Origin of the sequence: Micromonospora sp. NPDC049645 (genome assembly GCF_040675155.1) — a bacterium.
Taxonomy (GTDB): domain Bacteria; phylum Actinomycetota; class Actinomycetes; order Mycobacteriales; family Micromonosporaceae; genus Micromonospora.
This window is the reverse complement of sequence record NZ_JBFAOI010000002.1, coordinates 245,296-270,050: the sequence shown is the minus strand read 5'-3', so window position 1 is coordinate 270,050 and position 24,755 is coordinate 245,296. Positions and strand designations below refer to the sequence as shown.

Annotated in this window: 21 protein-coding genes; 13 read left to right on the top strand and 8 right to left on the bottom strand. The window is 70.3% G+C overall.

All coding sequences use genetic code 11. The features are described 5' to 3' along the window. Window positions 1-96 precede the first annotated feature (96 nt). A complete protein-coding gene (locus AB0J33_RS06785; protein ID WP_363610684.1) occupies window positions 97-1,509 on the top strand; it encodes a hypothetical protein in 1,413 nt (470 codons plus the stop codon). 24 nt (window positions 1,510-1,533) lie between these two features. On the opposite strand, the gene AB0J33_RS06780 is transcribed toward AB0J33_RS06785, so the two are convergent. Continuing rightward, a complete protein-coding gene (locus AB0J33_RS06780; RefSeq protein WP_363610682.1) occupies window positions 1,534-2,595 on the bottom strand; it encodes an NAD-dependent epimerase/dehydratase family protein in 1,062 nt (353 codons plus the stop codon). Window positions 2,596-2,710: 115 nt separating this feature from the next. Here AB0J33_RS06780 and AB0J33_RS06775 point away from each other — a divergent pair, with 115 nt between their 5' ends. From AB0J33_RS06775 to AB0J33_RS06765, 3 genes are read left to right on the top strand one after another with little or no spacing between them, the layout of a single operon-like run. Next, a complete protein-coding gene (locus AB0J33_RS06775) occupies window positions 2,711-4,078 on the top strand; it encodes a molybdopterin-dependent oxidoreductase (protein WP_363610680.1) in 1,368 nt (455 codons plus the stop codon). Beyond that, window positions 4,071-4,613: a hypothetical protein gene (locus tag AB0J33_RS06770; RefSeq protein WP_363610678.1), complete on the top strand. Its 543-nt coding sequence runs from the start codon at window positions 4,071-4,073 to the stop codon at window positions 4,611-4,613. The genes AB0J33_RS06775 and AB0J33_RS06770 overlap by 8 nt, the downstream gene beginning before the upstream one ends. 31 nt (window positions 4,614-4,644) lie before the next feature. Then, a complete protein-coding gene (locus AB0J33_RS06765; protein WP_363610676.1) occupies window positions 4,645-5,466 on the top strand; it encodes an S-methyl-5'-thioadenosine phosphorylase in 822 nt (273 codons plus the stop codon). A 79-nt stretch (window positions 5,467-5,545) separates the two neighbouring features. Here AB0J33_RS06765 and AB0J33_RS06760 read toward each other — a convergent pair whose 3' ends face one another. The 3 genes from AB0J33_RS06760 to AB0J33_RS06750 form a co-directional block, all read right to left on the bottom strand. Then, window positions 5,546-6,367 (bottom strand): alpha/beta hydrolase, encoded by an 822-nt coding sequence (locus AB0J33_RS06760; RefSeq protein WP_363610674.1) that lies wholly within the window; start codon window positions 6,365-6,367, stop codon window positions 5,546-5,548. 19 nt (window positions 6,368-6,386) lie between these two features. Then, entirely contained in the window at window positions 6,387-6,956 is a 570-nt protein-coding gene (locus AB0J33_RS06755; RefSeq protein WP_363610672.1) for a DJ-1/PfpI family protein, read from the bottom strand. An 87-nt stretch (window positions 6,957-7,043) separates the two neighbouring features. Then, the gene (locus AB0J33_RS06750) at window positions 7,044-7,787 is read right to left on the bottom strand and encodes a GntR family transcriptional regulator (protein WP_363610670.1); all 744 of its coding nucleotides are present in this window, start codon (window positions 7,785-7,787) and stop codon (window positions 7,044-7,046) included. Window positions 7,788-8,098: 311 nt separating this feature from the next. On the opposite strand from AB0J33_RS06750, the gene AB0J33_RS06745 reads away from it, so the two are divergent. The 7 genes from AB0J33_RS06745 to AB0J33_RS06715 all read left to right on the top strand — a co-directional run bounded on the left by AB0J33_RS06745 (window position 8,099) and on the right by AB0J33_RS06715 (window position 16,438). Then, the gene (locus tag AB0J33_RS06745) at window positions 8,099-9,481 is read left to right on the top strand and encodes an extracellular solute-binding protein (protein ID WP_363610668.1); all 1,383 of its coding nucleotides are present in this window, start codon (window positions 8,099-8,101) and stop codon (window positions 9,479-9,481) included. 47 nt (window positions 9,482-9,528) lie between these two features. Beyond that, window positions 9,529-10,428: a sugar ABC transporter permease gene (locus AB0J33_RS06740; protein ID WP_363610666.1), complete on the top strand. Its 900-nt coding sequence runs from the start codon at window positions 9,529-9,531 to the stop codon at window positions 10,426-10,428. Continuing rightward, entirely contained in the window at window positions 10,428-11,339 is a 912-nt protein-coding gene (locus AB0J33_RS06735) for a carbohydrate ABC transporter permease (protein WP_363610664.1), read from the top strand. The genes AB0J33_RS06740 and AB0J33_RS06735 overlap by 1 nt, the downstream gene beginning before the upstream one ends. Further along, a complete protein-coding gene (locus AB0J33_RS06730; protein ID WP_363610662.1) occupies window positions 11,339-12,406 on the top strand; it encodes an ATP-binding cassette domain-containing protein in 1,068 nt (355 codons plus the stop codon). Before AB0J33_RS06735 ends, AB0J33_RS06730 begins: the two co-directional genes overlap by 1 nt. Beyond that, the gene (locus tag AB0J33_RS06725) at window positions 12,406-13,482 is read left to right on the top strand and encodes an ABC transporter ATP-binding protein (RefSeq protein ID WP_363610660.1); all 1,077 of its coding nucleotides are present in this window, start codon (window positions 12,406-12,408) and stop codon (window positions 13,480-13,482) included. The genes AB0J33_RS06730 and AB0J33_RS06725 overlap by 1 nt, the downstream gene beginning before the upstream one ends. Before the next feature lie 172 nt (window positions 13,483-13,654). Continuing rightward, the gene (locus AB0J33_RS06720) at window positions 13,655-15,115 is read left to right on the top strand and encodes an NAD-dependent succinate-semialdehyde dehydrogenase (RefSeq protein WP_363610658.1); all 1,461 of its coding nucleotides are present in this window, start codon (window positions 13,655-13,657) and stop codon (window positions 15,113-15,115) included. Window positions 15,116-15,229: 114 nt separating this feature from the next. Then, the gene (locus AB0J33_RS06715; RefSeq protein WP_363610656.1) at window positions 15,230-16,438 is read left to right on the top strand and encodes an iron-containing alcohol dehydrogenase; all 1,209 of its coding nucleotides are present in this window, start codon (window positions 15,230-15,232) and stop codon (window positions 16,436-16,438) included. Window positions 16,439-16,950: 512 nt separating this feature from the next. On the opposite strand, the gene AB0J33_RS06710 is transcribed toward AB0J33_RS06715, so the two are convergent. After that, window positions 16,951-18,135, bottom strand: a complete 1,185-nt coding sequence (locus AB0J33_RS06710) for a hypothetical protein (protein WP_363610654.1) — start codon at window positions 18,133-18,135, stop codon at window positions 16,951-16,953. 439 nt (window positions 18,136-18,574) lie between these two features. Between AB0J33_RS06710 and AB0J33_RS06705 the strand changes: the two genes are divergently transcribed. Continuing rightward, window positions 18,575-19,429, top strand: coding sequence for an endonuclease/exonuclease/phosphatase family protein (locus AB0J33_RS06705; RefSeq protein WP_363610652.1), 855 nt, complete (start codon window positions 18,575-18,577; stop codon window positions 19,427-19,429). A 141-nt stretch (window positions 19,430-19,570) separates the two neighbouring features. Then, window positions 19,571-21,082, top strand: a complete 1,512-nt coding sequence (locus AB0J33_RS06700; RefSeq protein ID WP_363610650.1) for a sulfatase — start codon at window positions 19,571-19,573, stop codon at window positions 21,080-21,082. A gap of 129 nt (window positions 21,083-21,211) precedes the next feature. Here the strand turns inward: AB0J33_RS06700 and AB0J33_RS06695 are convergent, their stop codons facing one another. From AB0J33_RS06695 to AB0J33_RS06685, 3 genes are all read right to left on the bottom strand, one after another. Continuing rightward, window positions 21,212-22,846 carry a lectin gene (locus tag AB0J33_RS06695; RefSeq protein WP_363610648.1) on the bottom strand — a complete coding sequence of 545 codons (1,635 nt, stop codon included), beginning with the start codon at window positions 22,844-22,846 and terminating at the stop codon, window positions 21,212-21,214. 304 nt (window positions 22,847-23,150) lie between these two features. After that, complete coding sequence (locus AB0J33_RS06690; protein ID WP_363610646.1) at window positions 23,151-23,780, bottom strand: NAD(P)H-binding protein; 630 nt, start codon at window positions 23,778-23,780, stop codon at window positions 23,151-23,153. Further along, the gene (locus AB0J33_RS06685; RefSeq protein ID WP_363611355.1) at window positions 23,777-24,733 is read right to left on the bottom strand and encodes an EamA family transporter; all 957 of its coding nucleotides are present in this window, start codon (window positions 24,731-24,733) and stop codon (window positions 23,777-23,779) included. Before AB0J33_RS06685 ends, AB0J33_RS06690 begins: the two co-directional genes overlap by 4 nt. Window positions 24,734-24,755: the final 22 nt, after the last annotated feature.

Below are 24,755 nucleotides of genomic sequence, written 5' to 3'. Positions count from 1 at the left end.
ATCGGCATCCTTGCCAGCTTCGGCCCCATCTCGAACGGGGACATCCTCCCCGTTCCCGCATCACCGGGCCGGCGATGGTCGTACCGTCCGGTCGTCATGAAAGTGCTCGCGCCCCCGCGCCGGAGACCGGACGTGGCCGTCCGGCGCGTCCAGGCCGACCTGGTGGCGCTCGGCGTCGAGGTGGCGTTGGTCGCCGCCGCGGTGGCGGTGGGCATGCTGCTCAACGCACGCGGTGTCGGTCTGCACGCCGACGCCGCGCCGCTCTACGCCACCTGGCGTCCGCACCTGGGTTGGGGCACTCCGGCCGCGCTGCTGGTCGCCACCGGGGTGCTCGGTTGGGGCGTCCGGTGGGTCCGGACCGCCGGGTGGGGCCGGTTGCTGGTCGCGGCCTACCTCGCGGCGGTCGCGTGGACGATGTCGTTGGCGCTGGTGGACGGCTGGTCGGCCGGTTTCACCAGGCGACTCACCCCGCAGGCCGAATACCTGCACGAGGTGCCCGGGGTCACCGACGTCACGGCCATGCTGGCCGGGTTCAGCGCCCGGATCCTCGATTTCCGGCCGGAGTCGTGGTCCACCCACACCGCCGGCCATCCACCGGGGGCGCTGCTGGTCTTCGTCGGGTTGGACCGGATCGGCCTCGGCGGTCCCACCGTCGCCGCCCTGGCCTGCCTGCTGGTGGGAGCGACAGTGACCGTGTCGGTGCCGGTGACGTTGCGGGCCCTCGGTGCGGAGGAAGCCGCCCGCCAGGTGCTGCCGTTCCTGGTGCTGCTGCCCGGCGCGATCTGGGTGGGAGTCTCGGCCGACGGCATCTTCGCCGGTGTGGTCGCGGCGGGTCTGGCCCTGCTGGCGGTGCGGGGACTGGCCGCCGCGGCGGTCGGGGGCCTGTTGCTCGGTTTCGCCCTCTACCTGTCGTACGGCCTCGTCCTGGTCGGCATCCTGGCCCTGACGGTGGTGGCACTGCGGTCGCGGGACCGGTGGCCGGCGTTGCTCGTGGCGCTGGCCGGGGCCGGCACGGTGGTGCTCACGTTCACGCTGGCCGGCTTCTGGTGGCTGGACGGCTATCACCTGGTGGTCGAGCGGTACCACCAGGGCTGGGCCGCCCAGCGCCCGTACGGCTACTGGGTGTGGGCGAACGTGGCGGCGCTTGTGCTCTGTGCGGGCCCGGCGCTCGGGCCCGCACTGCTCCGGACCGCGCTCGCGTCGGCCGGCCCGGTGCGAACCGCTGCGCGGCGATGGCGCGGGCCGGAGCGAACCCCGGTGATCGCCCGTCTTGACGGCCTGCGGGGAGCCGGGCCCACGGTGCTGCTACCGCTGGCCGCCGTGCTGGCGGTCGGCGCGGCTGATCTGTCCGGGCTGAGCAAGGCGGAGGTGGAACGGATCTGGCTACCGTTCGTGGTCTGGCTGCTGGTGGCCGCCGCCCACCTGCCACGACCGGTCCAACGGTGGTGGCTGGCCGGGCAGGTGCTCACCGCTCTCGCGGTCAGTCACCTGCTCTGGACGGTGTCCTGATCCGGCGGCCGGTGGTGCACGGTCTCAGGCAGTGAGGGCGGCCGGTTCCCGTAGCGGGTCGGTGGCGAAGGCGGCCACCCCCTCGGCGAACCCGACCCGGGCGGTGTAGCCGAGCAGCTCCGCCGCCCGCCGGGGGTCGGCGACCACGTGTCGGACGTCGGCCGCCCGGCCACCACCGACAATCAACGGCGCCGGCCCGACCATCGCCTCGGCGAGGGCGACGGCCAACTCACCGACCGTGTGCGGCTCGCCGGAGCAGACGTTGACCGGCACGAGGCCCCGTGGCGGCGGGGCGCCCAACGCCAGCAGGTTGGCCCGGGCGACGTCGGTGACGTGGACGAAGTCGCGGCGCTGCCGGCCGTCCTCAAGCACCCGTGGCGGCAGGCCCGCCGCCAGTGCGGACCGAAAAATCGAGGCCACGCCGGCGTACGGGGTGTCCCGGGGCATCCGGGGGCCGTAGACGTTGTGGTAGCGCAGCGCCCAGACGCTTCCGCCGGTCTGCCGCGCCCACGCGGCGGCCAGGTGTTCCTGGGCGAGCTTGGTGGCCGCGTACGTGCTGCGCGGCTCAAGTGGCGCGTCCTCGGGCACCAGAGTTGGTGAGAGGTCGTCCCCGCAGTCCGGGCAGGTCGGCTCGTACCGGCCGGCGGCCAGGTCGACGACGCTGCGGGAGGCGGGCCGCACGGTGCCGTGCGCCACGCAGACGTACCGCCCCTCCCCGTAGACGACCATCGAGCTGGCCAGCACCAGCCGGGTCACACCGGCCCGGTGCATCGCGGCGAGCAGCACGACCGTGGCGTAGTCGTTGTGGCTGACGTAGTCGGGGGCGTCGGACGGATCCAGTCCGTGTCCCACCATCGCCGCCTGGTGACACACCACGTCCACACCGGCGAGAAGGCGGTCCAGCAGGCGGGCGTCCCGGACGTCACCGACCACCGGGTCGTGCCGCCGGGACCACTGCGGGAGTTCCCCGCCGTGCGCCTGGGGCAGCAACGCGTCGAGCGCCACCAGCTCGTGGCCCTCGGCGACGAGCAGGTCGGCGATCTGCGATCCGATGAAACCGGCCGCGCCGGTGAGCAGTACCCGCATCCCGGTGACCGTAGCCCGCACCCGGCCGGGCCGGGGTCACTTCACCCGCCCGCCAGGCGATCGGTATCCCGGTATGCACCAACTCTGGCGCCCGTAACGTCTAGCGTCCCGGAATATGGGTGTGACGGACCGGCAGACGGGTTTCCCCCACCGGTGGTGGAGAGCCCTGGAACGACACCCCCCACCGGTCCCCGGTCTGGACGGGCGCCGCTGGCGCAGCCCGCTGCGGGGGCCATGGCTCACCGCCGTCTACGGCGCCGTACTCCTCGTCGGACTGCCGCTGGTGATCATCACTGGGCTGCTCGACTACGCCGCCTACGGCCCCCAGTTCGATCAGGCCCTCCCCCGCGACGTGGGCTGGCTACGACTGCCGCCGTTCGACTGGCCGACCCGGCCGTCCTGGCTGTTCCGGGTCACCCAGGGCCTGCACGTGACGCTCGGCATCATCCTGATCCCCGTGGTGCTGGGGAAACTCTGGTCGGTGATCCCGAAACTCTTCATCTGGCCACCGGCCCGTTCCCTGGCCCAGATGCTGGAGCGGCTGTCCCTGCTGCTGCTGGTCGGCGGCATCCTCTTCGAGATCGCGACCGGCCTGCTCAACATCCAGTACGCGTACCTGTTCGGCTTCGACTTCTACACCGCGCACTACTTCGGAGCCTGGGTGTTCAGCGCGGCGTTCGTGGCACACGTGACGCTGAAGCTGCCCCGAATGATCAGCGCGCTCCGATCCCGGCCCGCCCTGCGGGACCGCCACCGGCCGGGGCAGCGCGAGCCGGTACGGGCCGAGCTGCGTACCCCGCTGACCGCGACCCGGCCCGAGCCGCGCGATCCGGACGACCTGGTGGCCATCGCACCGGGCGCGCCGACGATGAGCCGACGCGGCGCGATAAGCCTGGTCGGTGGCCTGGCCCTGCTGCTCGGCGCCCTCACGGTCGGGCAGACCCTCGACGGGCCCTGGCGTCGCACCGCGCTGCTGCTGCCCCGCGGACGTCAGCCCGGCACCGGACCGACCGGCTTCCCGATCAACCGCACCGCCGCCGCGGCAGGCATTCAACCGGACGAGACCGGGCAGCGGTGGCGGTTGACCGTGCGGGGCGGCGGCCGGATCGTCACCCTCGACCGTCTCCGCCTGCTCGCCATGGGTCAACACACCGCCCGCCTGCCGATCGCCTGCGTGGAGGGGTGGTCGACCCGACAGACCTGGTCCGGCGTACGACTGCGCGACCTCGCCGCCCTGGTCGGTGTGGACGATCCGGCGTCGGCGCAGGTGCGGTCGCTGGAGAAGGCCGGGTTGTTCAACCAGGCGATCCTGCAGGCCAACCAGGTGCGCGACGCCGACTCGCTGCTCGCGCTGCGGGTCAACGGTGTCGACCTGTCGGTCGACCACGGCTTTCCGGCCCGGGTGATCGTGCCCGCCCTGCCCGGTGTGCACTGCACGAAGTGGGTCGCCGAGATCACCTTCCGGACCGGCACCGATGGATAGGCCCATCTCCCGATTCCGGGCGGCGTACGGATCGTCCCCCCAGCACCTGATCGCCATGATCGCCTGCTTCACCCTCGCCGGATGGGTGGCACTCCGCATCGCCGAGGAGGCCACGGCCGGCCGAATGCTGCTCTGGTTCGTCGGGGCGGCCGTCGCCCACGACCTCGTTCTCTTTCCGATCTACGCGTCGGCCGACCGGGTGCTGCGCGGTGCGCTCGGGCGCGCGAGCCACGCGGACAGCCAGTCGTCCACCGCACACCACCCGGTGCCACGCCGAGTCGGGCAGGCGCCCTCCCGACCGTCCCCGCTGAACCACGTCCGGGTACCGGCACTCGCCGCCGGGCTGCTGTTCCTGGTCTACCTCCCCGGCATCCTGCGGCAGGGCCGGGAAACCTATCTCGCCGCCACCGGTCAGAACCAGCACCCGTACCTGGCCCGTTGGCTGGCACTCACCGCCACGCTGTTCCTGGTCAGCGGCGGCTGGTACGTGGCACGGCGGATGCGCTGGCGACGGGTCGGCTCGTTGAACGGATGACTCCGACCGCTGTCCCCAGGAAGGCACGAGCATGACCAGGTACGCGGAACTGCCCCAGGCCGAGGTGGGGGTGATCGGTGGCAGTGGCCTCTACCAACTGGTGGACGGTGGCACGGCGGTCGAGGTCTCCACTCCGTACGGCCGCCCATCCGACCCGGTCACCGTCGGCCACGTCGGTGGCCGTACGGTCGCGTTCCTGCCGCGGCACGGCGCCGACCACCGGTTCCCCCCGCACCGGATCAACTACCGGGCGAACCTGTGGGCGCTGCGCGCGCTCGGGGTACGCCAGATCCTCGCACCCTGCGCCGTCGGATCGCTCACCGCGGCACTGCCCCCGGGGGCGCTCGTCCTCCCCGACCAGATGGTCGACCGGACCAGCGGTCGGGCCTGCACCTACTTCGACGACGGCGCGGTACACACGTCGTTCGCCGACCCGTACTGCCCGAACGGGCGCGCGAGGGTCGCCGCCGCCGCCCGCGACCTCGGATTCGAAGCCGTCGTCGGCGCCACACTGGTGGTGGTGGAGGGCCCGCGCTTCTCCACCCGGGCAGAATCACAGTGGTACGCCCAGCAGGGCTGGCAATTGATCAACATGACCGGGCACCCGGAAGCGATCCTCGCCCGTGAACTGGAGTTGTGCTACACCCCCGTCGCCCTGGTCACCGACCTTGACGCCGGACTCGACGCGGCCGGCGCGGTCAGTCACGCAGAGGTGCTACGCGTCTTCGCCGCGAACGTCGAGCGACTACGCGAGGTGCTGTACCAGGCGGTTCCGGCGCTGCCGCCCGACCCGTCCACCTGCGCCTGCGGTCGGGGCCACGAGGGCGTCCCGCTCCCGATCACCCTGCCCTGACGCACCGCGGAAGAGTCGGCGAAGATCGACCCGGTTCGAACGGACCCACGCTGATCTGCGCCAGCACGGGCCGCGGCAGTCAGTGACCTCGGTCCCGGCGGAGGAAACACGACAGCAGTTGCCTAAACTCGTCCGGGTGCTCGATCGCCGGCACGTGCCCGCACCGGCCGAGCACGTGCAGACGGACATCGGCCAGGTGCTCCAGCAGGGGTTGGGCTGCCGTCCCGAGCGGGGTGACTCGGTCCTCGGCGCCGTGCACGAGCAGCACGGGCGCGCGCACCGCTGCCAGCGTCCGCGCCGAGAGGGTGAGATCGTCGACCCACCGTGCCCTGGGTGGAGGGAACAACGACGCGAACGCCGCGGCACCCGCTCGCATCGCCGCGGCACGGGCGTCGACTGCCGCATCGGTCACGAGCGCCTGGTCGAGGACGAGGCGACTCAGCATGTCTCGGGCCCCGACCGGGCCGGCGGGGGCGGCCCAGACGGCGTCGAGGTCTGCGGACAGCGGCGCGCCGGGAGCGCCCATCGTCGAGACCGCCACGACGCGGGTGACCTGCTGGGGGCGTGCCGCCGCCAACGCCAGCGCCACGGCACCGCCCATGGAGTGACCCACCACCGCGTAGGAGTCGATACCGAGAGCATCCATCAGGCCCGCGGCCTGCTCCGTCCACAGCCGGAGCCCACCCCTGGCGCCAGCCGGGACAGGTGTACGGCCGAACCCCGCCTGGTCGGGAGCCACCAGGTGCCAGGACGTGCCCAGCGCCTCTGCCGTCGTCGCCCAGGCGCCGGACCCGGTCGTGCCGGGTCCGGAGCCGTGCAGCATCAGCACCGCGGGCCCGGTGCCGCTCTCCAGGACGTGGACGGGAGATCCGTCGACTGTGACGCTCCGAAGTGCCGTCACCGGGACAGGTCAGGTGTGCTCATGCCGATGCGGGGTTGACGGACTTCGAGAAGACCTCCATCATCGCCCGGCCGAACTGCGGCATGTCGGGCCACCCCCGGCAGGAGACGAGGTTGCCGTCCACGACGTCGGGAGCGTCGATGACCGTCGCGCCCGCGTTCTCCATGTCACCGGTGATGGGCGGGAAGCACGCCGTCTTTCGGCCCTTCAGCAGCCCGTACACCGCTGGCACCTGCGCGCCGTGGCACACCAACGCGATGGGGAGGTTGCGCGCGAAGAAGTGCTCGGTGATGCGCCTGACGTCGGCGTCGACCCGGATCCACTCGGGGGCACGTCCCCCGGGGATGACGAGGGCGTCGTAGCGCTCGACGTCGACCTCGGCCCACGGCACGTCGACGGGCAGCTTGCGGCCGTTCTTCTCCACGTAGGCGTCGGAGTTGGGGTCGAACTCGTGGATGACCAGTTGCACGTCACGCATCGTCCGGGACGAGACGTCGACGTCCCAGCCGCCCTCCTGCACGCGATAGTAGGGATACATGGTGTCGAGCTCCTCGGCGGCGTCGCCGGTCAGGAACAGCGCTCTGGGCACCTGCTTCTCCTCGCATCTGGGGGCGGTGAGGTGGATCCAATCCGATCCGATCGGATTGAGCTAGCATTCCTCGGCCCCGCCCGCCCGTCAACCCTCTGACGCCATTCCGTCCGCGTCCTTGACCTCGTCGAACAACCGTCGGAAACGCTCGCCGGAGCGCAGGATGTGCCGACGCATCGCGTAGGCGGCGGCGTCGGGGTCACGCGCGGCGATCGCGGCCACCACCTCCTCGTGCTCGGCCATGGCCAGGTGGGTGACCTGGGTGTCGTGGTGCAGCCGGAAGAGGTGCACGTGGCTGTGCAGGCGAGCGAGCGCTTCACGGATGACCTGGTTCTCCGCGCTCAGGGCGACGAGATCGTGAAAGGCGGCGTCGCGTAGCCCGAAGGCGCCGTAGGCCATCAGGCCGTTGCCCCCCTCCAGCTCCGCCATCTCCTCGAGCATTCGCCGCAGACCGGCCACCTGCTCCGGGGACGCGCGTTCGGCCGATCTGCGCGCCGCCGCCGGCTCGAGGAGCAGGCGGACCTCGAGCATGTCCTCGAATCGGTGCCGGGTGATCTGGGGCGGAATGCGGTAGCCGGCATGGGGCACACGCACGACCAGGCCCTCGGCCTCCATGCGGTTCAGGGCGTCCCGGATCGGCGTCTGCGAGACCCCCAGCTCTCGCGCCAGGACGTCGATCGTGACGCGGGAGCCCGGCTCGATCCGTAGCGACATCAGCTGTCCGAGCAGCGTGTCGTACACCTCGTCGGCAAGCCGGCCGCCTGATCTTCCCGGCGGCGTTCCGCCCGTCCCGGCCCTCCGGCCCCGCGCGATCATCGCTTCGTCGTCCATCGTGACGTGAGGTCCTTCCATGCGTCTTCGGGAACCTGTTGACATCAGTCACAACGCTGCGACATGCTGACGCCCCCGCTGGATCGTATAGGAAAAGTGACGGACGCCCGCCATCCGCACCATCGCGGAGCCGCCCGCCATCGCTCTACTGGATCACCTGAAGCCCCGGCGGCGGCCCGGCGACGCGCCTGAACAACCAGCAACTGCTCGGCGAAGCACATAGCGAGGCCCTAGAAGTCCCCATCCAGAAAGCAGGCAAGATGATGCGGCATCCAAAGCGAACAGGACGAATGGCCGTTCCCGGTCGGAAGGTGCGACTGGCGACGGCGGCCATGCTGCTGGTGGCCACGACCGTGACGGCTTGCGGCGATGGCGGGGACGACGGCGCGAAGGCGAGCGCCCCGAAGGCACCGGCGACCATCCCGGAGCTCACCAAGGACCCGTTGACTCTCAGCTTCATCTGGTTCGACTGGCCCCCCGCCCAGGCACTGGAAGCCTTCGCGAACGCGGAGTACAAGAAGGTGCGCCCGAACGCGACCATCAAGGTCAACACCGTGCCGAACGCGAACTGGCACGACGCGATGTTCACCCAGTTCGCCGCGCACAAGACCGACTTCGACATCGCGATCCTGGACTCGCAACACATCGGCGAGGCCGTGACGAACGGCAACATCCTCGACATCACCGACTTCGTCAAGAACAACATCGACGTCAACGCCTACAACCCGTACCTCCTGGCGGCCTACGGCCAGTTCCCCCAGGCGGAGACCGGCAAGCGCGACGAGAACGCGAGTCTGTACGGACTGCCGCTGCTCGGCGACACCTGGACGATGATCTACCGCAAGGACCTGATCGGCGACAAGCCACCGCAGACCTGGGACCAGATGATCTCAGCGGCCGAGAAGTGCCAGGCGGAAAACCCCGGCGTCAGCGGGCTGGCCTTCCACCAGGCCAACGGTTCCGACGCCGCGGCCGTCACCTACAACACGGTCAACGGCGTCTACGGCGGCAACCTCTGGGACGCCAAGGCACGCAAGATCGACGGCGTCCTCAACGACGCCGCGGGCCAGGAGGCGATGGACGTCCTGGTCAACAAGATGAAGCCGCTGACCGCCAAGGGCTCCGGCAACTGGTTCATCGACGAGGTGAACGCGGCGGTCGCCCAGGGCAAGGCATGCATCGCGTTCAACTGGATCGCCGCGAGCGGCGGCCTGCTCGACCCGAAACAGTCGACGCTCGGCACCACGCGGGAGCAGATTCTCGACAAGCTGGGGTTTGCCACCCTGCCGAGCCAGAAGACGAACCTGGTCCCGCTCGGCGGTATGGGAATGCACGTGTCGGCCTACTCCGGCAAGGCCAACCAGGCCGAGGCCCTGAACTTCATGAAGTGGTTCGAGCAGGCCGACGTCCAGAAGAAGTGGGCCGCAGCCGGCGGCGTGCCGTCGCGTACGGACGCCCTGGAGTCGCCCGAGTTCCTCAATGCCGGGCCGTTCAACCAGGTCTACACCGACTCGGTCCCACGGATGCGGGACATGTGGAACGTGCCCGAGTACGCGCGCCTCGTCGACATCGAGAACACCAACGTGAACGCGGCCCTCAACGGCGCGAAGAAGCCGAAGGACGCGCTCGACGACATCGCCAAGGAGCAGCAGAGCGTGCTCGACTCCAACCGCAAGGGTGGCGGCGGACTGTGAAAGACCCCGCCCCTCTGACGACCGACCACCCCGGGCAGGTGGCGTCCGTGACGCCACCTGCACCGGGTCGGTCCCGCCGGCTGAGCGACCGGGGGCTCGCCGTGGTCTTCGTCTCCCCGGCGATGCTGCTGTTGCTCGCCATGTCGGTGTTTCCGTTGTTGTGGTCGTTGTACCTGTCCTTCACCGACTACTCGGCCACCCGAGGCGGGCCCGCCAACTTCATCGGGTTCGGGAACTACACCGCCATCCTGACGTCGGCGCAGGTCCACACGAGGGCCCTGACGACGCTGATCTACGTGGTCGGCGCGGTCGGCCTGCAGACCGTGCTCGGGTTCGGCATCGCCTACCTGATCTCACGACGTACGCACGGGCGGGGGGTGCTGACCACGCTGTTCCTGGTTCCGATGATGCTGTCGCCGGTCGTGGTCGGGCTGTTCTGGCGATTCATGCTCGACGCGCAGTTCGGGGTCGTCAACAGCATGCTCGGCTCGGTCGGTCTGGGGCAGGTGGAGTGGCTCACCCGGCAGCGGACGGCACTGATCTCCCTGATCGTGGTCGACACCTGGCAGTGGACGCCGTTCATCATGCTCATCGCACTTGCCGGTCTCAGCGCGGTGCCCAAGTACCTCTACGAGGCCGCCTCGATCGACCGGGCGTCCGAGTGGTTCCGGTTCCGCACCATCACGCTTCCGCTGGTGTGGCCGCTGCTCCTCATTGCCGTGATGTTCCGGGCCATCGAGGCGTTCCGGCTCTTCGACCTCGTCTACATCCTCACCAACGGAGGCCCTGGTGTCTCCACCGAGACGTTGTCGTTCCACATCTACAAGGTCGCGTTCCTCGGCTTCAACACCGGAACCGCCTCGGCGTACGGGATCCTCATGGTCCTCGTCGTCATCGTCCTCACGCAGTTCTACCTGCGCTACCTGAACAAGCTCAAGGAGGGCTGATGGCCGTCTCCGTCGACGAGGCCGTGTCCACCGGGCCGGCCCGGGATCACACGCCCCCCGCGCGCCGCCTCGGTGGCCGGGGCCGTTCGGTGCTGGAGGTCGCGCTGCTGACCGTGCTGGCCGTGGTGATGCTCTTTCCGGTGCTGTGGATGATCGAGACGTCCATCAAGGAGAACCGGGACGTCTACGCCATCCCGGCCAAGTTCTTCGACTTCACCGTCACCCTGGACCATTACCGGGACGTGTTCGTCGCTCCCGACGGTGGTCGCTCGGCCCTGTCCGTCTCGTTCCTCAACTCGGTCGTGGTCGCCGGGGTGTCCACGGTGCTGGCCACCGTGCTGGGGGTCCCGGCGGCCTGGGCCTACTCCCGCTTCGCGGTGAAGGCCAAGAAGGACCAACTGTTCTTCATCCTCTCCACCCGCTTCATGCCGCCCGTGGTGGTCGTGATCCCGATCTTCCTCATGTACCGCCAGGTCGGACTCATCGACAACAAGATCGGCCTGATCCTCATCTACGCCGCGTTCAACGTCCCGTTCACGATCTGGATGATGAAGGGGTTCGTCGACGAGGTGCCCGCGGAGTACGAGGATGCCGCCATGCTCGACGGCTACACCCGGTTGCAGGCGTTCTGGAAGTTCACCCTTCCCCTGCTCGTGCCCGGCATCGCCGCGACGGCGGTCTTCGCGCTCATCTTCTCGTGGAACGAGTTCGTGTTCGCCACCTTCCTGACCTCCAGCGACAGCGTCCGGACCGCCCCACCCGCCATCGCCGGCCTCATCGGCGGCACCACCACCGACTGGGGTCTCGTGGCCGCCGCCTCCGTGGTGTTCGCCCTACCGGTGCTCGTCTTCGCGTACCTGGTACGCAAGCACCTCATCGCCGGTGTGACGCTCGGGGCGGTGCGACGCTGATGGCGGGCATCGAGGTGACCGCACTGCACAAGCGCTACCCGGACGGGACGGTGGCGGTCGAGCACGTGGACCTGTCCATCGGCGACGGCGAGCTGTTCGTGATGCTCGGCCCTTCGGGTTGCGGCAAGACGACCACGCTGCGGGCCATCGCCGGCCTGGAGCGGCAGACGACGGGCGACATCCGGATCGGCGACACGCTGGTCAACGACCTGCCGCCGGCCGAGCGCGACATCGCCATGGTGTTCCAGTTCTACGCCCTCTACCCGCACCTGAAGACGCGCGACAACCTGGCGTTCCCACTGCGGGCCGAAGGACTGCCCAGGCAGGAGGTGCACAGGCGGGTCGACGAGGCGGCCCGGCTGATGCGGCTCGGTCCGCTCCTGGACCGGCGACCACGCCAGCTGTCCGGCGGGGAGCAGCAGCGCGTCGCGCTCGCTCGCGCCCTGGTACGACGACCGCGCGCCTTCCTCATGGACGAACCACTCACCAATCTGGACGCGGAGCTGCGGGCGGACATGCGCACGGAGATCAAGCACCTGCAGGGGGAACTGGGGGCGACGATGGTCTACGTCACCCACGACCAGGTCGAGGCGATGTCGCTCGGTCACCGGATCGCCATCCTCAACAAGGGTCGCGTCGAGCAGATCGGCACGCCGCTGGAGGTCTACGACCGACCGGCGAGCCTCTTCTGTGCCGCGTTCATCGGCTCCCCGCCGATGAACCTGATCGAGGTGGAGGTGGCCGACGGGAAGCTGCGCGGCCAGGGTGGGCTGGTCCTCACGCCACCGCCGGGCCTGCCGCGCGACCGTCGTCTGGTGGCGGGCGTCCGGCCGGAGGCGCTGGAGGTCACCGCACCCGGGGCGGAGCGTTCGGTCCCGGCCCGGGTGGTCTCGGCCGAGTGGCTGGGCGACGAAATCATCTACGTGGTCGACCACAGCGGCAAGCGCGACGTACGGGTTCGGATGCCACCGACTGTCCGTTTCGCCGCCGACGCACCGGTCGGGCTGCGGCACACCGGCGGGACCCCGGCGGTCTACGACGTGAGCACGGAAGAACTGGTGGCCTGATGGGAACCGTGGCAGCACACGGGCTGTGCAAGTCCTTCGGGAAGGTCCAGGCCCTGGACGGGGTGACGCTGGACGTGCCGGACGGCTCCTTCTTCGTCGTGCTCGGGCCCTCCGGGGCGGGCAAGACGACGACCCTGCGGGCGATCGCCGGCCTGGAGAAGCTCGACGCCGGGTCGGTGCGACTGGACGGGAGGGACGCGACCGGCGACACCCCGGCCGCACGCGACCTGGCCATGGTCTTCCAGAGCTACGCCCTCTACCCGCGACACACCGTGTACGAGAACATCGCCTCGCCGCTGCGGGCACGCCGCTGTTCCTCGAGCGAGATCGCCGCTGCCGTCGACCAGATGGCGAGCCTGCTGCACATCGAACGTCTGCTGCGGCGTCGTCCCGCGCAGTTGTCGGGCGGTGAGATGCAGCGCGTCGCCCTGGCCCGGGCGCTGGTCCGTCGCCCGCGCGCGTTTCTCATGGACGAGCCGCTGACGAACCTCGACCTCAAGCTCCGCGTCGAGATGCGCACCGAGCTCACCCGCATCCACCGCAGCCTCGGAGCGACCTTCGTCTACGTGACGAACGACCAGGTCGAGGCCCTGTCCATGGCCGACCAGGTCGCGGTCCTGAAGGAGGGGAAGGTGCAACAGGTCGGAACGCCGACCGAGGTGTACGAGCGTCCCGCCAACCAGTGGGTCGCGGGATTCGTCGGGAGCCCGCCGATCAGCCTGCTCGCCTGCCGCGCGGAGGGAGATCGTCTGGTCGGTGCGGACGGCTGGACGCTGCCGCGGCCCCGCTGGACCACGGCGCAGGACGGTCGCGCGCTGCTGCTGGGCCTGCGGGCCGAGGACCTGTCCGTCGAGCAGCGCGGGGACGCGTCGTTGTCCGGGGAGCTCTACGGGCTTGAGCCGCTCGGTGATCGAACGGTGGTCGACGTCCGGGTGGGGACGGAGATCCTCAAGGTCAAGGCACGACCGACCGTCACCGGTACGCCGGGCGAGCGGCTGCGGGTCACGGTCGACCTGGACCGTGCGCACCTGTTCGACGCGGACACCGGGCTGTCGCTGTCGGAGGCTGGGCGGTAACCGCGCCGGGCGGCGACGGCACAGGCGCCCGCAGGTGGCAGCCGAGCCTCGGCGGACCGTCAGCGGTGAGCACGGCCCGACGACGCGGCCGTGCGACCCGTTCGTCTACGCGCCCAGCGCGATCGCTGCGGCACGCCGGACATCACAACAGGATCACACAGGAGGCGACGCGATGAGTGACCCGATGAACGCCCTGGCCCCCGAGCACCGGCGGCTCCGGATCGGCGACGCCTGGCGCGACGCCGCGAGCGGAGCCACCTTCGCCGTCGAGGATCCGGGGACCGGCAAGACCATCGCCGAGGTGGCGGACGCCGACGTCGTCGACGGGCTCGCCGCCCTGGACGCGGCGAGCAGGGCAATGACCGAGTGGGCGGCGACCCCACCGCGGAAACGGTCGGAGTTGTTGACCGCGACGTACCGGGCACTGACCGAGCGATCCGAGGAGGTCGCCCGGCTGATAACGCTCGAGATGGGCAAACCGCTCGCCGAGGCTCGGGGGGAGGTGGCCTACGGCGCCGAGTTCTTCCGGTGGTTCGCCGAGGAGGCGGTACGCGTCGAGGGGCGCTACAGCATCGCTCCCTCCGGCGGATATCGCATCCTCACCGTGCCGAAGCCGGTCGGACCCTGCGTCTTCGTGACGCCCTGGAACTTCCCGTTGGCGATGGGCGCCCGCAAGATCGCTCCCGCGCTGGCCGCAGGCTGCACGACGATCACCAAACCAGCAGGTCAGACGCCACTCACCATGCTGTTCCTGGCCCGCATCATGGAGGAGGTAGGCGTTCCCCCGGGCGTCGTCAACGTGGTGACCACCAAGCGTTCCGGCGCGGTGGTCTCGGCACTGCTGGCCGACGGTCGGACCCGCAAGCTCTCGTTCACCGGGTCGACCGAGGTCGGGCGCGTGCTGCTCCGACAGGCCGCGGACAACGTGCTGCGTACCTCGATGGAACTGGGCGGCAACGCGGCCCTGATCGTGTGTGCCGACGCCGACCTGGACGTCGCTCTCGACGGCGCCATGGTGGCCAAGATGCGCAACATCGGGGAGTCCTGCATCGCGGCCAACCGGATCTACGTCGAGGAGCCGGTACGCGAGGAGTTCACGGCGCGCTTCGCCGAGCGGATGGGCGCGCTGTCGGTGGGCCACGGTCTGGACGACGGCGTGAACGTCGGTGCGTTGATCGACGAGGCCTCGGTCACCACAATCGACGAACTCGTCGCCGACGCGGTCGATCGCGGCGCCCGCGTCGTCGTGGGCGGCGAGCGCCCGGACGGGCCGGGCCACTTCTACCCACCCACCGTCCTCGTCGACGTGCCCGACGACGCGCGGATGCTGAAGGCGGAGATCTTCGGCCCGGTGGCGCCGATCATCTCGTTCACGTCCGACGACGAGGTGCTGGCGAAGGCCAACGACACCGAGCACGGCCTGGTCGGATACATCTTCACCCGTGACCTCCAGCGGGCGCTCCGGTTCACCGAGGGGCTGGATACCGGGATGGTCGGCGTCAACCGTGGCCTGATATCGGACCCGTCAGCTCCGTTCGGAGGCGTGAAGCAGTCCGGGATCGGCAAGGAGGGGTCACACGAGGGCATCCTCGAGTACCTCGACCTCACCTACGCGGCGATCGACCTACCGTGACCGGCCTGCTGCTCCAGGCGCCCGGCGCGAGCGCCTGCGCCACCGTCCCGGTCGCGCAGGTGACCCGGACGTCCGCCCAGCACATCGCCGCCGACGCTCCGGAGAGGCACCGACATGCTTGAGACCGTCCGCGGACCGCGCCAGCTGATAGTGGGCGAAGGGGTCGCGCAGAACATCCCACGAGTGGTGGCCGAGAGTGGCTCGCGGGTTCTCATCGTGACCGACCAGGTTCTTCTGGGGCAGCCGGGCGTGGCCGACATCGTGGCCGCCGTGCGGGACAAGGCCGAGGTCGTCGAGGTGTTCTCCGACGCGACTCCAGACGTGCCACTCACCGATGTCGCCCTGGCCGTCTCGGCCGCCGCCAGGGTGGACGCCGACGTGATCCTCGCGATCGGGGGTGGCACGGTGATCGACCTCGCCAAAATCGTCGGCGTCATCCGCCGCCACGGTGGGACACCGCGCGACTTCTACGGCGAGTCGAGGGTGCCGGGGCCGACGATTCCTCTCGTCGCGGTCCCGACGACGTCCGGCACCGGCTCCGAACTCACACCCGTCTCGGTGTTGACCGACCCGGACCGCGAGCTGAAGGTCGGGGTTTCCAGCGTCCACATCGTGCCCGACTTCGCCATCGTCGACCCCGAACTCACGTACACCTGCCCGGCGAGCGTCACCGCCCACTCCGGCATCGACGCCTTCTGTCACGCGGTGGAGAGCTACACCGCGCGACCCCGGGCGCACGGACCGCGCGACCCGGTGGAGCAGGTCTTCCTCGGTCGCAACCCGATCACCGACCACTACGCGCTCCGGGCTGCGGAGCGGATCGCCCGTAGCCTGCGTCGTGCTGTCCGCGACGGAGGCGACAAGGACGCGCGCGCGGACATGTCCTACGGGTCCATGCTCGCCGGGCTCGCCTTCTCCCACGCGGGCAACGCGGCCCCGCACGCTCTCCAGTACCCCATCGGCGCGGCCACGCACACGCCGCACGGCCTGGGCGTCGGGCTGCTCCTGCCCTACGCGCTGAACGCGGCCAAGGACGCCATCGCCGACCGGTTGGCCATCCTCGCCGGAGTGTGCGGGCTCGACGTGACCGACGCCTCGGAGGCCGAGGCCGCGGATGCGTTCCTCACCTGGCTCGACGGGCTCCTAGCCGACATCGGCATCCCTCCCACCCTGGCGGACATCGGCGTGGCACGCGCCGACCTCCCGCGCTTCGCGGAGATGGCCAGTGGCGTCACCCGGTTGATCCAGAACCATCCGGGCCCGACCGACACCGCAAGCCTGACCGCGATCCTCGAAGCGGCCTGGACCGGGGACCGGAGCTGACCCGTCCCGACTGCCCGCAGGGGTCGGCCCCGGTCACGCCGACGGCCCGCCGCGCGCTTGTCGACATTCTCGACGTCTGCGTGCGCGGACGACCTGAGCCCTTCGATGGGAAGGAGCGTCGCGTGATCGGTCAGTGCCGCGACGTCCAGGCCGGACCCGCGGTCGCTGGCCCTACAACATCTCCAACGGATGCGGGCCGGTCGGCGGAGGAAACGCCGTGTCGAGTGCCGTCACGTCCTCCTCGGTCAGCTGCACGTCGCGCGCTTGGGCGTTCTCCCGGGTGTGTTCCGACCTGGACGATCGGGGGATCGCCGCGACCGTCTTCTGCCGCAGCAGCCAGGCAGCACCTTGTCGACCAGAAAGACGTCGGCGCGTGGCATGGTCTGACCGGACGGCAACTCAATCGCATCGCTGGCGGGGGTCATGTCGGCCTTTCCCGGATACCGGTAGGTTCGGCTGTCTTACCGGCCGCAACAGACAGCACACACGCGGAGCAGGTGGGGGGTGCCGGGTCAGCCCGCCTCGCCGCCGAAGCGCGCCCGGATGTCGCTCGGGTAGGAGCCCTTCTGCCAGATCACCGAGAGTCGGCCCGTCGGGCTGGACGCCGGCTGCGCGTACCGCCCGTCGGGGGCGAGGATCTCGGCCGTCCCGAACGCGCCGTCCGCCCCGATCGTTCTGGCGTGCACCCGGCTGGTCGAGAAGTCCGGGCTGGGCGCCTGCCAGGTGACGAGACCATCGCCGTCGTCGTCCAGGGTGACCTTCGGCCAGTCGCCGGCACCGAGCCGGGTGACCGTGCCGAGGGCGCCGCTGCTGGAGATCGAGCGGGCGAAGACCTGCGTGCCGTCGGAGGTCCAGCGGCCCCAGGTCAGCACCGCGTCACCGTCGAGGTCGCCGGCGAGTTCGTCGAAGAGGCTCAGCTCGTGGGCGGCCGGCGACACGCTGATGACGCTGCCCAGGGTGTCGGTGTGGCTGTAGTGCCGCACGCGCAGGCGAGGCGGCTCACCCGCCTTCGACCACCGGAAGCTGATCACCGCGTCCCCGTCCCGGTCCAGGGCGAGCGAGACGCTTGCGTACCTGACGTCGGTGGCCGCACCGGCGACGGCACGTAGGGCGGAGACTCCGTCCGGGCGGACCCGGCGCGCGACGACCCGCTCGTAACTCTCCGTCCAGGCCACGAGGGCGGTTCCGGTGCGGTCGACCGCCACGACCGGCTGGTCCGCGCCGACGCCCAGGGTCAACTCCGGGCCGAGTGAGCTGTCCGCGCCGAAGTAGCGGGCCTTCGTCGTGTACGCGCCGTCGCGGATCTCCGTCCAGGTGACCAGCGCCAGACCCGACGGGTCCACCGCGACGGCCGGACTGGTGGCGCTCCACGTCGCGATCATTCGCAGCGGACCCAGTTCGCCGGTGGCGGACACCCGGCGGCCGGCCACGAGACCGTCCTGTGTCCACACCACCGCGGAGTCGCCGTCGTCGTCGGACGCGACCTTGGGCCAGGAGGCGGACGCGCCGAGCGGCGAGAGCGTCTGGACCGGCCCGAGCACACCGTCGACCGACACGGTCTGCGCCTTCACCTGGTCGTAGCAGCCGCTCGCGTTGCTGTCGCAGCCAGCCCAGGCGAGCAGCGAGTCGCCCTGCCGGTCGACCGCGACGAAGGGCTGGTCCTGCCCGCTCCAACCGGCCTCCGAGACGACCCGCACCGGGGACCACGTGGCCGCCCGTGCGGGTGCCGGAACGGCGGCCAGGACGGCCAACGCGCCGACCACTCCGGCGGTGAACTGTCGGGTACGTCGTTGGGTTGTCTGCTCGGCGCACCGTCGCCCCCTCGATCGATGAACATCTCTGATCGAGATGCATGATGCCATCGACCGGGCCGCAGCGCCTGCCGGGAGCGGGTGCGTGAAACGCCCGACCGGTTGCTCGCGGTCGGGGCCTCGGCCACGGCAGCGCCTGTTCGGATCTGTCCCGAACAGGCTCGACCGGGGTCACCGCACCCCGCGCCGGATAGCGTCGACGCGCACCTCGGCAGTCCCCCTGCTGATCCGGACGCCACTGGCCTCTCCCGGACTCGGCGCGCAGGCAGCGGGGCTCTGCTCGCAACTCGTGCGACGGCACGAGCGGTTCGAGGAAGGATTTCGGATGAAACCACCACACCCAGTCCGTTGGATGGCGGCCTTCGTCGCCCTCGTCGCCGGGCTCACGGCGCTCGGCCCGACGCCCTCCGTCCAAGCCGGGCAGGCCACGGCGCCCCGCACCCAGTCCGCCGCCGCGGCGGCCGAGACCACTGTGATGACCTGGAACATCGCCGGTGGCGCGATAGACGCCGGCGCCGACAGGTGGGCCGAGCACATCAACATGCTGCTCGCCGATGTGGTCGGCCTGCAGGAGGTCTGCAAACACCAGGTGTACGACATCGAGGCGAACCTGGAGGAGGTCACCGGCGTCTCCTGGGAGTCCCGGTTCGGCGTGGCGCAGAACTTCGCCGCCTCCTGCATCGGCCCGTACGGCCAGGCATTCATGATCAAATCTTCGGCACAGCCCCGGAACTGGGCCAACCACCCCTACCCGCACGAGGAGGCGGGATGCGGGCAGGACCCGGAAGAGCGGGCTGCCCAGTCGGTGACGGTGACCCTGGGCGGCGTCGACGTGCGGGTGTTCAACACGCACCTGGCCACCGAGGGGCGCGCGTGGTGCCAGGTTCCCGTACTGATCCAGCTGGCCAGCCAGTGGCCGAACTCGATCGTGTTGGGTGACTTCAACCTGCGCCCGACAGACACGCCGATGCAGCAGTTCACCGCGGCCGGCTTCCGCAACATGCACCCGAACTCGTACCTGACAGTCAGCAACGACCCGGAGAACTGCAACAAGGCACCCACCATCAAGTTCGACTACATCCTGGTCCGGGGCTCGGTCCGCAAGAGTTTCGACCTCTTCCCGATGTGCAACGACGCCTCCGACCACCGCGCGTTGATCGCCGGCGTACTCACGCCGTAACCGGTGTCCCCGGCGGGCACGGCCGTGCCGGCCGTGCCCGACGGGGGCAGTCTCGGACCCGCGCGTCACACGGCACGGTGTTGATCGGATCATCACCACTTGTTGAATAGATGCTGACAAATCTCGGTGAGGCTTGGCGGCATGACCAGCACCCATCGACGCCTCATCGCCACCACCCTGGTGGCCGGGCTCGCCCTGCTCGCCGCCTGGACGCCGGCACGCGGCGCGGAGCCGACTCCGGCGACCACCGCCACCGCCACCGCCACCGCCACCGCCCCCAACATCATCTTCGTGCTCGTCGACGATCTCGCGTGGAACCTCGTGCAGTACCTCCCGCAGGTGCAGCGACTACAGAGCGAGGGAACCACCTTCACCAACTACACGGTGACCGACTCGCTGTGCTGCCCGTCCCGCTCGTCGATCCTGACCGGTCAGTTCCCGCACGACACCGGTGTGTTCACCAATGGTGGAGCCGACGGTGGCTTCGCGGTCTTCAAGGGTCAGGGCAACGAGAGCCGGACCTTCGCGACCGCGTTGCAGGGCAGGGGCTACCGCACCGGCTTCCTGGGCAAGTACCTCAACGGCTACCTGCCGGCGGACACCCAGGGTGGGTCGCTACCGTACGTCCCACCCGGCTGGTCGGAGTGGTACGTGGCGGGCAACGGGTACGCCGGGTACAACTACGACCTCAACGAGAACCACGTCGTCGTCCACTACGGCAGCCAACCCGCCGACTACCTGACCAACGTGCTGTCACGCAAGGGCAGAGACTTCATCCAGCGCTCGGCGGCGGCGAACACGCCCTTCCTGCTGGAGGTCTCGACCTTCGCCCCGCACAGCCCGTTCACCCCGGCCAACCAGGACCTCGACGACTTCCCCGGGCTCACCGCCCCGCGCACCGCGGCCTACGACCGCCTGCCCAGCAACCCGCCGTCCTGGCTGGCCGGCAACGGGCCGTTGACCGCGCAGGAGAAGAGCACCCTGGACACGAACTTCCGCAAGCGCGCCCAGTCCGTCCAGGCCGTCGACCGGCTGATCGGCAACCTCCGGGCCCAACTCACCAGCAGCGGCATCGCCGACAACACGTACGTGGTGTTCAGCTCCGACAACGGCTTCCACATGGGCGAGTACCGGCTGACCGGTGGCAAGCAGACCGCCTTCGACACCGATGTGCGGGTCCCACTCGTCGTCGCCGGGCCCGGTGTCGTCCCCCATTCGCAGCGTGCCGAGATCGTGCAGAACATCGACCTGGCGCCGACCTTCCAACGCATCGGCGGCGCCGACGTCGGCACGCACGTCGACGGGCGCAACCTGCTCCCCCTCGCGCAGGGCGACCCGGCGCCGAACTGGCGTACCGGGGCGCTGATCGAGCACCACGGCCCCAACCAGGCGGCCGACGACCCCGACGCCCAGGACCGTCGCAACGGCAGCCCGGTCACCTACGAGGCGCTGCGGACAGCCACCTACACCTACGTCGAGTACTCCAACGGCGAACGGGAGTACTACAACCGGACCACCGACCCCGAGCAGCTCGACAACGTGGCCTCCGAGCTTTCGGCCACCCGCCTGGCCGCGCTGCACGACGCGCTTGCCGCGTACGTCGCCTGCCACAGCCACTCGGCGTGCTGGACGGCCGGGCACGTGCCGGCCTGACGGTCGGCCCGCCGCGGCGGCCCTGGCCTGCGACACCGCCGTCGCAGGCCAGGGCCGTTCGCCGCCTCGCCGCGGCGGACACCAACCCCGACGAGGCGGACACCCCGGCGAGGCTGGCGAACCGCACGCCTAGACGAGGTCGAAGGACTCCCACGGGCCGATCGCCGCGCGGTTCGCGATCAGCGCCCCGGCACCGGCGTTCTCGGCGCACACGTACATGCCGTTCGCACCGCTGCGGAAACTGACACTTCCGTCCGGGTTCGCCACCCGCGTGAAGGTCTCCCAACCGCCGATCACGTCGCGGTCGGCCACCAGCGCCGCCGCGCCGGCCTGCTCCGCGCAGACGTACTTGCCGGTCCGGCTGGATCGAAGGGCCACGAGACCACCACCGGCGTCGACGACGGTGAACCTCTCCGACGCCGACGTCAACGAGGCGACCAACGGCGAGCCCCCGACGAAACGGCCGTTGGCCCGGGACCTGACGCCGACGGCGGCGGGCGAGGTCGCAGGGGCGCCGAGCACCGGTACGGTCGGTCGGGTGGCGGTCAACGCGATCGCGCCCTTGAGCATCCGACCACCGTCACCGCTGAGCCGCAGGTAGTAGTCCGCCGAGCACGCCGTGCCGTCCTCGTCCAACGGCAGGAATTTCGAACCGACCGGGACGAACGCCGCGCTCTCGGCCGTCTTGGCGATCTGGTTGCCCTCGTTGTACTCGTCGAACATCGAGATGTAGATCGCCGGTGCGCCGGCCCTGATCACGTTGTAGAACTGTCGCCACATGAAGTCGCCGTGTGCGCGCTGACGCTCCTGCAGATCACCGGGCAGCACACACGGTTGGTAGTCGATGCCGTGCGCCACGCAGTCCTGCACGTCGGCACGCGTGACGTTCGTGTAGAACCAGTCGGACCCGGCCGCGTCGCCGATCCGGCCCACCATCCACGGCGAGATCATGTTGTACGCGTGGTAGACGTCGGAGAAGCCGGGCCGTGAGTCGCTGTCGCCGTTGCGCCAGTGCGTTGGCGTACCGCCCATGACGTACACGCCCTGTGCCTTGAACCAGTTGACGACGTCGAGGCAGACCGGGGCGCTCCACGGGTGGTTGGAGTCGTTGAAGCCGAACCCCCAGATGCCGACGACGGGTTTGCCGTTCTGCTTCGCGTACGCCGGGGAGGCCGTGTACGCCTTCATCTTGTTCGTCCAGTCGTCCTTGATCTGCTGCTGCATGTCGGTCCAGCCGCTGACGTCGTACATGATGTAGAACTTGCGCCCGAACTCTTCGGCCGCGTTGCGCACCTTGATGGTGACGGCGTCGCGGATCGGGCCCTCCCCGCCGACCGGGTTGAAGCGTTGCAGCGCGGCGGTGTCCAGCCCGTTCTCCTGCATCCAGCGGAAGTGGGTGTCCACGGTCTGCTGGTCGTAGGACGAGAACAGTGACGCGGGCTGCCCGTTGCCCAGGTTCTGGTATCCGGTCTTGTACACCCGGTCGTAGTCGCGCACGTCCGGCCACGACTTGAGCGCCTCGTTGACCGGTGAGGGGGTCTTCTGCCAGTCCTGGCCGTAGTGCCACCAGCCCGTCAGGGGGCTCCCGTCGCCGGCCCCGGTGAACCAGCCCTGGTAGCCGACGGTGACCTTGCCGACCACGTCGCCGGGCGGGCTGACCGCGGCGGCGGGACCGGCCGCGAAGGCGTCGAGCGAGATTCCGGCGACGGTGGCCGCGGTGCCGGCCATCGCGGAGCCGAGGAGGGTACGGCGGGACAGTCTCATGAAGGCGGCAACTTTCCTCAGGGGATGTTCGCCCGGATCGTAGAGATGGGGATGATCCGGACGGGATGAGGTTAGTAAGCCTGTTTGTCGACCTTCAAGCCGAGCGGCCGAACTTCAAAGAAGCTTAAGAGTACGGCCGCCCCGGCGCGGACTTCATCGACACCGCCGCCGGCGCTGTCATGAGCTGGTACGGCGGGTAGCTGTCGTGCGGGTGTCCGGGCGAGCCTGGGGTAGGCGACCAGGTGACCAGGTGACCAGGCGTCCGGGTCGCGCTGCCGACGAACCTGCTCGGGTGCGCGGGCCCTCACCCCACGGTGAAGTGTCGATCCCCGCCCGGGCTCTCCAGTTCGTCGAGGACGGCGACGGCGAGGTCCTCCGCAGAGATTCGCGACGTACCGTCGGCGCCGGTGATGAGCGTCGTCGTGCCTCGTCGGTACGTCCCGGTGCGCGTTCCGGGTTCGAGGATGGCCGGCGGGCTCAGGTAGACCCAGTCGGCCCGGTGCGCCTGGCAGGCGTCGAGCTGCGCGACGCTGGCGGCGGCGATGGCGCGCCATTCCTCCGGCACGTACTCCGGGCTGTCGAGGACGAGCCGGTCGGGGTACCCGGGGATCCGCAGTGGGGCGGCACCGCCGACGACGACGATCCGCGTCCGGGCCGCACCGGCCGCGTCGAGCAACGCCGTGGTGGTCGCGGGAACGGTGTGTTCGTACCCGGGGGCGGGACGGATCGCCGCCACGATCGCGTCGGTGCCGTCGAAGAGCCGGCTGAGCCGCCCGGGATCGTCCGTGTCGCCCGCGACGGCGGTCACGCCACAGGGCAGTGCTGCCGGTTTCCGTCTCCGGAAGACGGCGACCGTCTCGTGTCCCCTGCCCACGGCCTCGTCGACGACGCTCGACCCGACCATTCCCGCGGCTCCGACTACGGCGATCTTCATCGAGTTACCCCTTCCGGTACAAGCTGCGCGCCCGTGCGGCGCGGGCGGGTTGGCGCGGGGATCTGCCCCGCGGCGATCGCGGCCAGCGAGAGCCCGAACCCGAGAAGCTCGACCGGGCCGAGCGTCTGATCGAGCAGGACGGCGCCGAGCAGCGCGGCGACCAGCGGCGAGAGCAGCCCGAGAACCGCGACGGAGGTCACGGGCAGCGCGATGACGCCGCGGAACCACAGGGCGTACGCGCACAGGCCGCCGACCAGGCCCAGCCAGAGGTAGCCGAGAGCGGCGGGCGGGTCGATCACTGGTGGTGGCCCTTCCACGAGGAGGGTGATGGGCGCCAGGAAGAGACCGCCCGCGCTGAGCTGCCAGCCGGCGAAGGCCATCGGGCTCACCCCGGCGGGACGTTTCCAGCGCTTGGTGAGGGTCACCCCGAGCGCCATCGTGGCCGCGCCGACGAGGCCGGCGACGACCCCCACCACGTCGAGCGCGGCGTCCGGCCCGATCACCACCAGGCCGACGCCCAGCACCCCGGTGACGGCCCACACGACGCGCCAGACGGAGAGTCCCTCCCGCAGGAGCGTCGCGGCCATGACGGCGACGGCGAGCGGCTGCACCGCACCCAGGGTCGCCGCGACGCCTCCCGGCAGCCGCTCGGCCGCGACGAAGAGCAGCGGGAAGAACAGCCCGATGTTCAGTACGCCGAGCGCGGCTGCCTTCCCCCACCACGCCCCCTTCGGCAGCGTACGGGTGAACGCCAGCGCCACCAGACCGGCGGGTAACGCGCGCAGCAAACCCGCGAACAGCGGGTGGCCCGGCGGAAGGAGTTCGGTGGTGACGACGTAGGTGGTGCCCCACGCCAGCGGGGCGAGCGCGGTCAGCGCGGTGCGGGGCAGATTGCCGGTGAACGTGCCGTCGCCCGCTCCGCCGGGGAGTCTTCCCGCTTCGAAAGTTGTCATGTCGGAAGTCTCGGGCGCGCGC